This is a genomic window from Chryseobacterium sp. 2TAF14 (assembly GCF_052115105.1).
In the GTDB taxonomy this organism is placed as follows: domain Bacteria; phylum Bacteroidota; class Bacteroidia; order Flavobacteriales; family Weeksellaceae; genus Chryseobacterium.
The window spans coordinates 14,455-27,528 of sequence record NZ_JBFRGA010000022.1 but is presented as its reverse complement, the minus strand read 5'-3'; the positions used below and the strand labels follow the sequence as shown (position 1 = coordinate 27,528).

The 13,074-nt window shown below is 36.3% G+C and carries 8 protein-coding genes; all 8 read right to left on the bottom strand.

All coding sequences use genetic code 11. The annotated features are described in order from the left end of the window. Positions 1-2,045 (bottom strand): SusC/RagA family TonB-linked outer membrane protein (locus AB4Y90_RS04380; protein ID WP_441556215.1); only part of this gene is annotated, 2,045 nt, incomplete at its 3' end. 338 nt (positions 2,046-2,383) lie between these two features. Continuing rightward, positions 2,384-3,472 (bottom strand): L-rhamnose/proton symporter RhaT, encoded by a 1,089-nt coding sequence (gene rhaT / locus AB4Y90_RS04375; protein ID WP_441556214.1) that lies wholly within the window; start codon positions 3,470-3,472, stop codon positions 2,384-2,386. A 311-nt stretch (positions 3,473-3,783) separates the two neighbouring features. Then, positions 3,784-4,944 (bottom strand): glycoside hydrolase family 88/105 protein, encoded by a 1,161-nt coding sequence (locus AB4Y90_RS04370; protein WP_441556213.1) that lies wholly within the window; start codon positions 4,942-4,944, stop codon positions 3,784-3,786. 24 nt (positions 4,945-4,968) lie between these two features. Next, the gene (locus AB4Y90_RS04365; protein WP_441556212.1) at positions 4,969-5,442 is read right to left on the bottom strand and encodes a hypothetical protein; all 474 of its coding nucleotides are present in this window, start codon (positions 5,440-5,442) and stop codon (positions 4,969-4,971) included. Next, positions 5,432-7,264: a rhamnogalacturonan lyase gene (locus AB4Y90_RS04360; RefSeq protein WP_441556211.1), complete on the bottom strand. Its 1,833-nt coding sequence runs from the start codon at positions 7,262-7,264 to the stop codon at positions 5,432-5,434. Before AB4Y90_RS04360 ends, AB4Y90_RS04365 begins: the two co-directional genes overlap by 11 nt. Before the next feature lie 450 nt (positions 7,265-7,714). Continuing rightward, on the bottom strand, positions 7,715-8,518 hold the full coding sequence (locus AB4Y90_RS04355; protein WP_441556210.1) for a lacto-N-biose phosphorylase central domain-containing protein: 804 nt from the start codon (positions 8,516-8,518) through the stop codon (positions 7,715-7,717). 154 nt (positions 8,519-8,672) lie between these two features. Then, entirely contained in the window at positions 8,673-11,447 is a 2,775-nt protein-coding gene (locus AB4Y90_RS04350; protein ID WP_441556209.1) for a glycosyl hydrolase, read from the bottom strand. 302 nt (positions 11,448-11,749) lie between these two features. Continuing rightward, positions 11,750-13,072, bottom strand: a complete 1,323-nt coding sequence (locus AB4Y90_RS04345; RefSeq protein ID WP_441556207.1) for a rhamnogalacturonan acetylesterase — start codon at positions 13,070-13,072, stop codon at positions 11,750-11,752. Positions 13,073-13,074 lie beyond the last annotated feature (2 nt).

Sequence of the window (13,074 nt, the reverse complement as noted above, 5' to 3'; positions counted from 1 at the left end):
GTAGAAGCCGGAAGTACAGTTTCAAGCAACATTCCATTTACATTGTTGTTATACCATTCAGAAGTTAATTTGATTCTGTTGTTAAATAATGCAAGATCAACACCGAGGTTTGTAGATCTCATTGACTCCCACGCTACACCACGGTTTCCCAAAACAGAATTTGTTACTAAAGCAAGATTACCTACTGTATTATTCGTAGGATAATCTGTTCCTACCACATTGGTTCTGAATACATTATTTGGGATACCATTATTACCAACCACACCATATTCTCCTCTTAACTTCAGATCATTGATATAATCTTCAATTTTAGAATTTTTCCAAAAACCTTCTTCAGAAACACGCCAAGCTACAGCTGCCGATGGAAACATCCCCCAAAGATTATCTTTAAATTTGGAAGAACCATCATAACGTAAAGTACCTGTTAATAAATAACGATTATCATAATTATAATTTACACGTCCGAAATAAGAAAGTAAACTAAATGACGATCTATCAGCGTCTTTATCTGCAACGGTAGCATTTGTAATATCATCTAATCCGTAATTTAGAATAGTAGGAAACCTTATCAATCTCATACTATTGCTTTCATTTTCCTGATAGATAATTTCATTACCAACTAAGCCGGTAATTTTATGCTTTTCACCTAAAGTTTTATTATAGGTTAATGTATTGGTAATCTGATATCGGTACGCTTCAGAATTTGCAATACTTCCGTTGATTCCTGTATTAACAGGATCTGTAAGAAACGCCCGAGAGTTTCGATCTGAAAACGCTGTAGATTTAGTATTTGTCCAGTTATATGATCCTGCGGTTCTGAATGTAAAATCTTTAAATAAGTCAAATTCAAGACCTATATTAGCCAAAAATGTTCTTGCTCTTCTGTTTTGTGTAGATGCTGCAGTTTCTATGTAAGGATTTTCTGTATCAAATGAAGAATCTAAACTTGAATAATCTGCAAAAGTCTGTGTATTAAACAATTGATCCTGACTAAATAATGTTCCTCCCGTAATCGGCTGAAGCAATATTTTTTTCATCCCGGAATATGCTCCTCCTCCGTTTGTAGAATTGGAAGTAAACATTGAGCTGAAATCTAAACGTATCCCTTTGTACAATTCTGAATTGATATTGGCACGTAATGAGTTTCTGGTTTCACTGAAATTCTGTAATAAACCGTCTTGTTTATTGTAGTTATAACTGATGAAAGCCTGTGTTTTATCTGTACCTGCAGAAACGTTTACATTATGGTTTTGGGTAAGCCCAGTTCCGCCCAACATTCTTTCCTGCCAGTCTAATCCGTTTTCTGATCCGTATCTGTTACTGATTCTGCTGAATGCACCGGTATAAAATCCCGGAGAATCTGTACCTAAACTATTATCGAAAACATTACTCCACTGCGTAGTTTTACCCTGAAGCTGAGCCATCTCATACTGGTATTTCACATACTGTTCAGGATTTGAGACCATATCAAGCTTCTTCGAAAGCATATCAAATGACATGAAAGAATTGTACTGAATGGTAGTTCTTCCCTTTTTTCCGCTTTTCGTTTTAATAACAATAATACCGTTGGATCCACGCGAACCATAGATTGCAATTGCAGAAGCTCCCTTCAAAACATCGATACTTTCAATATCATTCGGGTTAATAATATTTAAAGCATTATCCAGCTGAAAACCGTCTACAATGTACAATGGCTCTGTACCCTGGGTAATAGAAGCACCACCACGAATGGTAACATTTGCACCTGCACCGGGAGCACCACCTGCAGTTATAATATTCAAACCTGAAGCTCTTCCCTGTAATGCCTGCAACGCATTCATTGCGGGGGTAGCTGCCAAATCTTTTGCAGAAACTGAAGATACGGATCCGGTAAGATCAGATTTTTTCACTTTACCATATCCAATAACTACTACCTCTTCGATATCTTTAGTATCTGTTTTTGCAGTATCACTTACTGCCTTTTGCCCGAACATAAAGCCGGACGCAAGCAAAAACAGCGGTGCGATGAGCGGCTTAAAATTCTTCTGTTTAATTATTAAAGACATATATATTAACTTTTATGTTACCAATGTACTGCGTTACAAAAGTTTTGGCATCCTGCAATATCCTGCATTATAAAATTCATAATTTATCATAAATATTTACATTAAAGCGTATTATTAAAAGCAAAAATTATCAATTCAATTATAAAAAATAAAATATAACACCATTTTTTCAAAATTAAAACACAAAGGTGTGTTAATTATTTTAACCAAAAACTATAGCTGCAATTCATTTTTAGTTAACAAAAAAAGACACCGAAAAATATCGGTGCCTTATCGAGCTTTTAACTCTTAACTATATGAATATGATAAAAAATAAAGTGTGTAGATTCTGTTCCGCTTTATCGCAGAGAATTTCCGTATCCTACAATCAAAATTGAGATAAACATTACAATCATTCCTACAACAATCGTAGAAATCGTTTTCTTTGAAACTCCTTTCCATTCTTTGATGATCACACCCCAGAGATTGGCAATCAAAATAATAAACGCCATGTGCAAAATCCATGAGCTTGGTCCGTTCCCCATTTTGCTTTCCCCCATTCCGTAGAAGAAAAACTGTAAAAACCACATCGTTCCTGCCAATGCACAGAAAATTATATTCTTTACAACAGGTACATTTTTCTTGGTATAATCGGTATACGATCTATTTTTAAATGAAAGGTAAAGGCAACCGATAAGATTGGAAGCCATACCGCCCCAAAGCACAACAACATACGTTACATTATTCTGAAAAAGAAATTCTCCTTGATTAGGATTCGCCAATTTCCAGGCTTCGTTGGCAACTGCTGCCATTGGTTTCCCTGCCTCTAATCCGAAATTGAAACAAGCACTTAAAACTCCGGAAATAATTGCTACGGTCAATCCCAAACCAAATTTATATTCTGTTTTCACCTCAACGCCATGAGGATCCACAGATTCTGTCTGAAGCTCTTTGTCTTTCATCACACCGGCTTTTCCACTGATGATAATTCCGATGATGCAGATAAGAAGTCCCAATAAAACAAATTGCCCCCAATTGCTGGAAAACATTAAACCTATATTATCTTTTCCTGCTTGAGGAGAAAATTCATAATAAATCGATGGAACCAACGAACCAATTACCATTGTCAATCCTAACATGATGCTGCTTCCCAATGCAACGCCTAAATAACGAACGCCCAAACCATACATAAAACCGCCGATTCCCCAAAGTGCGCCAAATAAAAATGTTAAACCCAAGATTGATGAAGATTCATTCTGAATGATTTCCCAGAAATTAGGAATGGTAAGAAATGCTGCCAAAGGGGGAACGATGATCCACGAAAAAACACCTCCTATTAACCAGAATGTTTCCCATTGCCAACCTTTTACTTTTTTGTAGGGCAGATAAAAACTTCCCGATGAAAAGCCTCCTAAAAAATGAAAAATAACTCCTAATAATGCATTCATAATTGTCGTATTGCTTGAGTTTGAAAATTAAAAAGATGTAATCGATTGCGCATCTTGTAGTGTCATGCTCAAACTTTTTGAAAAAATAAGAATTTTATATTGAAAAGCATTGGTTATTTAATTATCTGTTTTAATGGAAGTTATCATATTTTTAATCAAATTTTATTCAAAAAAAATTTACCGAAATATGAATCAATTGTTCTTTATTCTTAAATTTTTAATAATTAAGATATTAATTTTTACTTCAAATCAACAAAAAAGACTTAACGATTTTTATCATTAAGCCCTTTCATTTATTTTAAAACCAAAATTTATTTCAACTTATAAACTTCGCTTCCTGCCAATAAAAAACAGCCTAATCCGTAATCTTCAAAATCAGGAACTTTATCAACTGCTAAAGGTTGCCCATCTTTAGGTTCTTTTCCGGTTCCCTGTACCCAGCCTAAAAATCCGTTGGGCTGAACCGAATCTTTTACCATTGCATTCCACGCTTTCACCAAAACAGGTAAATAAGTATCTCTGTCAATTAAATTATTGTTTACTCCATAAGCCATTCCATACACGAAAAGTGCAGTTCCTGTGGTTTCTTTTCCGCCGTAATTGTTAGGATCATGCAGACTTACATTCCAAAAACCGTCTTCTCTCTGAATCGGAAGTAAGGCAGCCAGCAAATCTTTATAATCCTGCAAATATTCCTGGTAATGCGGATCGGTTTTCGGGGTATCTTGTAGCGTTTTAGCCAATGCAGCCACTACCCAACCGTTTCCACGGCTCCAGTAGCAATCTTCACCGTTCGGCTCTTTGTAAGGCGGCACAAAGCTTTTGTCTCTCCACCAGATTTTATCAGCCTGATTGTACAAACCGTTTCCTCCGTGCTTATATTTGGTGTAAGCATACATTTCGTAATTTTTATCAAAATATTTTTGCTCACCTGTAATTCTTCCAAGTTTTGTAAAAATCGGCATACTCATTTGCAGCGCATCAATCCACCACCAATCGTCAACTTTGGGTGTAGCAATCATGCTGTCCATTGCAGCTTTCACGTTTTTGATTCTTTCAGGATGTTTCTTTCCGTCGATTTCATATAAATCGATGTAGGTTTGTCCGCAAGCCTGATGATCGGCGTTTCTTGTATAAGTTCCGCGCTGTAAATCCCAGTTATGATTATTTGCCCAAGACATCGCATAATCGTAATATTCTTTTTTCGGATCTACGGAATACAAAGCCATCAAACCTTCATAGTAAACCGCTCTCGTCCAAAGATTACTCGGCCAGACTTTTTTGCCGACAATATCTTTTTTTGTATCGGGCCACTTGTTCATAAAATATTGATTTGCCCTTCTTGAAACTTCCAAAACCTCTTTTTTGTTTGGAAGTTCAACCTTTGCCGAAGCCGTATTTTTCTGAACTGAACAGGAAGTCATTCCTCCGATGATCAGTGCAAAAAAACCTGTTGTTAATAGCTTTTTCATAAGTATTATATATTTATTTTTCTTTTATTTAATAAATTTCCTCAGGTCACATTTTTTATAATAACCGTAAGTATAGACCGTTTCGTTTACTTTTCGGATCGGATTATAAATATCTTTTGATTCTTCACCAATTCCTTTAATGGTTCCTCTTGCTCTCAATGTATCTGCCAATTCGCCGCCGTCATTGTGACCAAATTGCATCAAAACATAATCTCCTTTTTTAATCGTTTTCATAATAGAATCCCATCGCCCGTCCGTTAAAAAAGTTCTGCTGCTTCGTCCGCCTCTTGCATGATTCTGAATTTCAATTTTATCTGTATTAATAAATAAATCCATAAAACTTCCCCATCCCCAAAGTGAATCTGCACCTTTACCGGAGCCGTTCTGTACCGTCGAATCTCCGATAATATACAAAACGGGTTTATTTTGGAATTTTTGAAATGAAACTCCCAAAAGCACGACCAATGATATAAAAGGAGTAATGATTTTAATTCTCATAAAATGAATTTACTTTTTTTGGATTTACTGTGAAAATATTCGGCTTCGGAATTTCTTTCACCGATTCATCCAGATAATAATCCGTATGCGGAGGCTGATTGTAGCCTACATTTTGCCACACAATACTCAAACGATATTGCGGATTGTGCATCAAAGTATACAATCTGTGCTTTGTAGGAATTGTTGTACTGAAAATTCTCAACTCTTTATTATCGGCAGTTCTGTACATCACCTCTTCGCGCCAATCTCCAAATAAATCGGCTACCAAAGACGGGTTTTTCTTCGTTCCGTTATTCGATTCACACTGAAAATTCTTAGCATCAAAAATTAGATTCGTTTTATCTTTTTTCCAGTCCCATTTTGAAACGACGGTTCCATCTAAAATTTCGCTTAAAAAATCTCCGTCCCAATAAATTCCCATATTTGCCGGAGGATTTTTATCGCTTATTTTTTTTCCTTTGGTATCGTAAACTCCTTTTAATCCCGCTCCGGCTGCCCAAGATTCCGAACCTTCAAATCTCGGGTCAATATTTAAAGACAAACCTCTTCCGGGACCTTGAAATTTGCCTTGTTTACTATAAACTGTTGAAGGTAATTTCCACAGCACTTTTCCGGTTTTTCCGTCCCTGAAATGCGCACYTGCATCATCAAATCTTTCCTGAATATCAAAAATTTCCAATCCCGGATTGGATGGATCGAGGTCTCCAACGTGCAATGCATCACCGTGACCAAAACCTGTGCTGTTCAAAACTTTTCCGTCATCATCCACCGTCATTGCACCGAAGACAATTTCGTCTTTTCCGTCATTATCGACATCGGCAACCGTTAAATTATGATTTCCCTGTCCGCGATATTGTTTGTTTTCTTCCGAACTTTCGGTATCAAAAAGCCAGCGAAGACTTAGTTTTTTATCTTTAAAATCCCAGACTGCAATCGCTGTTCTGGTGTAGTAACCTCTTGACATAATTACACTTGGCGTTTTTCCGTCCAGATAAGCAACTGCTCCTAAAAATCGGTCGATACGGTTTCCTTTGGCATCGCCCCAGGTTTCGGTCATTTCTTCATTGGTCGGATTTAAACTGCCTGCAAATCTCGGAACCTGATAATTTACGGTATGAATTTCTTCACCCGTTTCACCATTAAAAACCGTCATATATTCCGGGCCGGAAAGAATCATCCCGTTTTCGTTGACGTAATTTTTAGTCGGGTCACCGATGAATTTTCCTTTGGCGTCTTTGCTTCCGTCAGCGGTTTTCATTACGATTTCCGCTTTTCCGTCCTGGTCTAAATCGTAGACTAAAAACTGAGTGTAATGCGCCCCTTCTCGTATGTTTTTGCCTAAATTAATTTCCCACAAAAAAGTTCCATTCATTTTATAAGCCTGAATAATCGGCGGGTCTGTCTCTCCTTTCTGGCTGTTATCTTTTGATCTTCCGGTTTGATGAATAATGATTTCGTATTCGCCGTCACCATCCAAATCGGCAACCGAAGCGTCATTCGGCGTGTAACCTTCAGGCGTTTCCAACGGAATTGAAAAATAAGGCTTTTGATTGGCTGTATATTTTGCAAAATCCTGGCCAACATCCTGATTCTGAGTGTTTGATTTTACGAAATAAGTATAGTTTTTTCCTTTGTCGGCAGTTTTGTCTAAAAAATTAGTTTCATTGTACAACGGTTTTTCATTCAGCTTTTTGGTCTGATTATTTTCTGTGCGGTACACGTCGAAATGTATGTTCTGAGCTTCAGTTCCAAGTAAACGCCAACTTACAAAAATCCCTGATTCTGCAGGAATGGCAGCGATTCCACGTTTTAAATATTCCATTTGCCTTTGCGCAAAAAAAGTTTGCGAAAGAAATAAGGCGGATGTAATGAAGATATATTTGATTTTCATATGCAGATTCTATTTTTTTTCTAATGTCATACGGAATCGCTAAACAGCGATTTCATAAATCTTTTTTTTAATAAGTTTTGCTGAATGCTTTTATAAACTAATATTTTTCGCAATGTCATTCTGACGAAGGAAGAATCTCATTAGTTTAGTTGAGATTCTTCACTCCATTTCATTTCGTTCAGAATGACAAATAATCTAATAATAACATTTAAAACGTTTGAATCTCTCGCAGCCCGACTTGAACGGAGCTCTTTTTGTGAGGAGGCACGACGAGCGAAAAAGCGGAGTGGAAGGCGGAAATAGCTGCCCAAACCTAACAAAGTGGTTCGACGAAGTCAAATAATTCTAATCATACAACTTCAATCGATTGCACAATTTTGATTATTTTTTGGAAACCTGCTTCAGTAACCATTTCACCCATTCTTCAGTTCCCCGATAATTGGTAAAGTCTGCCGGCAATTTTTTACCGTCGATATATTCGTTGTAGCACCAAGGATCACCCAAAGCGAAAACGGTTCCTTTGCCAAATTTTGCAATAGCCCCGATATTTTTGCCTTCTGCCGTCAAAATAGCTTTGGCGGGAGATTTCACATTGATGGAACTCACTTCTTTCATATATAATTTCTGTTCGGAGAAAATTTCGTTTCCGGCCGGAACCATCACTTTCCCTTGTTCAAATTCTCTTTTCTGAACGCGATTGTAACTGTCATCATTGAAATTAATTCCGAATTTTTCTGCCAAATGATTGAAATGTTCAAATTCTGAATTGCCGTTGTCGTTGCTCATTAAAACCAAAACACCGCCATTTTTCACCCAGTTTTCAAGATTCTTAATCGATTTTGCATCGACTAAATTGGCTTTTCCGCCGTAAGCTTCTTTGTCGATATCGGCGTCAACAATGATGTAAATATTGGCATTTTTCAAATCTTTTTTAGAGGGAGCGGTTTTCAAAGTACCGATTTCTGCGCCCTGTTTCTGAAAGATTTCGCCAAGCAAAGAAAATCCGCCGTTGGTGGTGTCATTCCAAGTGTAATGCCACGATTCTAAAACTTTGGTTTCTTTATTTTCCTTTTTTTCGTTATTGAAAAAATTGTCTAAAATGACTTTCGGTTTGTTTTGAGCATTGGAAAATCCGAATGTGAGTAAAGTTCCTAATGCTAATGTTTTTACTATGACTTGTTTCATAATTTTATTTTACTATTTAATTTGACCTGTTTTTCTATAATATTTAACGCAAAGTCCGCAAAGTTTTTTTCAACTACTAACTGTTTTTAAGTTCGCAAAGGCGTTTCACTTAAATAAGAACACAAAGATTGTTAATTGCAGACTGTCATTGAAATTATTTCGAGAAATATACAGGAATTAATTGAATTTCTCCATCCAAACCGGAAGGCTGCACTTTCCAGTCTGATGCATCGAAAGCCTTGTAATCGATGTTTACAAAATTAATTTCGTGATAATTTCTCCACCGGATTTTATTCCGGTCCATATAACGGATTCGGTTGGCCATCAGGTTGGAAACTTCAATCTGGATGGTGTTTTTTCCTTTTTTCAGATATTTTCCGATACTGATTTCGAACGGAAGACTCCAAACAATTCCCGCATCGTGACCGTTGACAATTACTTTTGCACTTTCATATAATTTGTCAAATTTCAGCACAAAATCGTCGGCTTTATTTTTCTTTAAATTTAATGAAGTCGTATAAACTCCCGTTCCTGAAAAACTCTGCGTTGATGCGTCTTCTGTAAAATCTGTCCAAGGCTGAAGTTGATTTATTTTTCTTGATTTCGGAAGTTCGGGACCGCCTTCTTTGAAAGTCAAATTCCAAGGCTGACTGAGAGCAATCGGAGCTTCTGTTTTCTCAATATATTTCCATTTTGGGATAGCATTATCGGTATTTTCAGAAGATTTTATAATTAATGATTCGCCTGATTTCAGCTGAATTCTAACCGAATTATTCTGCGTTTCAGCAACTCCGGAATCACCGTTTTCAGGATTCATCAAAGCCGTCTGTTTTCCGATATAATTTAATGGAATATTTTGATTGATTTCCTTTGAAGTGTGATTGACAATGTAATAATATTTTCCACCTTCAAAATTCCTTCTGATGAATTTCAACCCGGTGTCGGTCAGTTTTTCTCTTTCGATTTTTAAATATTCTAAGCCTTTTTCAACATCAGAACTTAGAATAATTTTTCCTTTTCCGAATGTAGCCAGTTTCAAATTTCCATTTTGCTGAAAAGGAATTGATTTCCATAAAGTCTCCAATTCTGATTTTCTTTTTTCAGCCTCAAAAAATCCCGGAATATTTTTCGGTTCGTTTTGAAATATAACTGATGCGCCGTTTTGAGCTAAGTTTAAAATATTTTTTAAAGTAGATTCCGGTAAATAATTGAGTTGAGGAATGATTAAAACCTTGTAAGAACCTCCTTCTTTTGAAACCTGAATATTTTGATTATCTAGTTTCGCCTCGCCAATCATTTTGTCTGAAACCATATCCAAAGAGTATCCGGATTTTCCTAATCTATCAAGATTTTTATAAAACTCAGTTGGTTGCAACCATTTTTCAATATTGTGAATTTTAAACGCAACATCTTTTCCTTTTGGATTTGCCCATTGGTCGTAAATCGGCCAATAAATCAAAAGTTCATTATCCGATTTTCCGCTTTGTAAAACACTTTGAGTTCTCGCAACGTAAGAATTTAATCCCGTTAAATGTGACCACAAACTGTTTTCAGGAACGAAATTGGTCGAGGCATAAAACAACCATCCCGGAAACTGAACATCAGCCGGCGTATAAGTTGTTCCGTGGTAGAAAATATGGTTGATTCCTGACAGAAAAATCTGCTCAGCTTCAGGTTTTACCTGTGACCACGAAGTTTTGAAGTGCTCCGTCAACCACGTAAAAGATTCATTGGAAATCAAAGGTTTTCCTGTAATATTGGCTGCTGAAGATGCAAATTTCAACATATTAATATCCGGAATATCAGATTTTTGAATATCTTCATCGTTTCTCTTCAAACCTGAAATATCAAATGGCGTGCTGCCAAAAGTTTCAGATTCCGGAATGTCAACTGCAGCGTACAAATCCAGCAAATTTCCCGGTGAACCGTGCGCCTGATTGGTATTTTTTGAATTTTTTGAATGTGCCCAATTTGTAAAATCTTTGGTGAAATTATTTAAAATCAGTTCACTCATCGTTTCCCGGTAATCCGATTTTATTCTTCCTGAAATCTCACTTTCATTATCACTTACCAAATATTTGATGTAAGGACTCAAATCGTAGCCTCTCCTTTTTTTGAATTCTTCTTTAAATTCAGCCGTCCAATCGGCATTGTACACTTCATAACTGTCATTGAAAAAAGAGCGGACTCCGTAATTTGAATTTCCAAAAGCTTTATCAAAAGTTTTCAAATAATCTTTTGTAGCCTCCGGCGAAAAATGGTCTAAAGTATAGCCCTCTCCGCCCGGAGCGGCACGTTTTACTTTTTGTAAAGTTTTGCCGACAAAAACAGCATAGATTGTCCATTTTCCGGATGTCGGCTTCCATTTTAAAGAGCCATCAGCATTGATTTTATCCGTTAAAACTACCGCTTCATTTTTTTCGTTGTAAGCCGTTACAATATCGAGTTTTACGGTTTTTAAATTCTTTTGTTTTTCGTCTTTCAGAATAATTTTATCTGAAAATTTTTCGTCTGATGAAATCGTATAAGTTTGAACCATCATTTTTGTCGCTGCATCCTGCTCATCCACTTGTGGTCCGCCAATTGGCCAACCTGTTCCGACAGCCATATCAACGCCCATATTCAAGCTTTTTGCTTTATTCGTGGTAAACTTAAGCATTTTCATCCATTCCGGGGAAAGGTAATTGATATACTGATTTTCAAAACCTTTCGCACCGTAAATCGGGACGATTTCAACGCCGCCGAAACCTGCTTTGGAAAGCGTTGTCAGTTGCTTATCCAGTCCTTTTTCGTCAACTGCACTTCCCATCCACCACCATCGTGTCCAGGGTTTTGCAGTCTCGGTAGTTTTTGGCCACGGATTTTGTGCGGAAAGATTTCCGAAAGCAAAACAGAGAACGCTGAGTTTGACTATATTTTTAATTTTCATTTTTTAACTTTTTATTTAACCACAAATCGAAGATTCGACGGAGTCAAAAGTCACAAAAGATTTAACAATTAAGTTATTTAAGTTTGTGATTCTACTTTTGAGAAGAACACATTAGTTTAAAAATCAAAGATTTTTTCTTTATTTCAACATTAAGAAAATTAAGATTTTAAGACTCTTCTTAATGATTCTTATTCTAAATCAATTTATTGGTTCTTCATTTTACATTTAAGTTATTTCTTAAATCCTTAATGTTTAAAAGAATAAACTTTGTTAATTTAATTAAGCTTATTAAGTTCAACATTTTAATTTCCATCCGGCTTTAAAGATTCCATAAAAACAGATTTCGGCCAGTGAAATTTTTCTGCATCATCGGGTTTATTGGGGTTAAAATTTTTATAATTCTTTGAAATATATTTCTTTAAAGGTAAATTCTGATCAACAATAGATTTTACGACACATTTTGCCAATTCGTAAGCTCCGTAAGGATTGAAATGCGTATCGTCTGCCAAAGTGGTCGGCTGATTCGGGTAAGAATTTGCGGGATAATGAACAAATGCTTTTTTTGCAGCTTCCGGTCCCATCGCTTCAAACAATGTTTTGCTTAATACATTTAAATCAATTAAATCAACTTTTTCTTTCTTCGCAATTTCTCGCATTGCATCAGGAAAATCGTCTAACGTATTGACAATTTTATTATTTTCATCAAAAACTCTGCGGTTCATCGAAGTTACTAAAACCGGAATTGCTCCCAATTGTTTTGCCTTCTGAATCCATTCTTTTAACCTTTTTCTGTAACCTGATTTTGTACTGTTTCCTGCTTTTTGGTCGTTGTGTCCAAATTGAATGAATAAATAATCTCCAGCTTTCAATTTATTCCAGATTTTATCGATTCTGTGGCGGTCTTCAAAGGCTTTTAAAGTTTCTCCGCTTTCGGCGTAATTGGCAATCACAACCTCATTCGGAACAAAAAAATATGGTAGCATTTGTCCCCACGAAGCCCACGGTTCGTACTGCGCATCAACAACCGTTGAATCGCCTGTCAGGTAAATCGTTTTCGCTGTTTTGTTGGGTTGAATAATAATTGAGCAAACTTTCGGCGCCTTATCATTAAATTCAATCGTTAAAAGATTATCCCAATGTAAATATTTTGTTTCTCTCGGTTTTAGTTTGACAATACCAATTTTTTCTCCATCCCGATTTCGGATAATGCTGTCTTTTATGTGAACGGTGATTTTTTTTTCAAGAATTTCGCCTTGTTTTGTTTTAACATCATTCAGCATCAGACGGCGGTTTTCTACACGAACTGTCGTTTCAGAAGTTCCTTTTGTATCGCCTAAATTCAGTTTAATATCATAATTTCCTTCAGGAATTGCCACTGAAAAATAGAAAGGTTTGTCGCTCGTGATAAAATCTCCCGTCAAAGCGTTTCCGCCATTGTCGACCGATTTTAAACCAGAAATATCCATAAATCCATACCCGATTTTCCTGTCAAATTTTGAAGTTGAAGTAATTGGAATAAATCCATTTTCGGTTCTGTTCCCTCCAAAATCAAATTTGAAAGTCTTTTGTTGAGCACACATCAACGAACAGATAAAAAGCATTAAAAACCCTACTCTATTTCTCATAA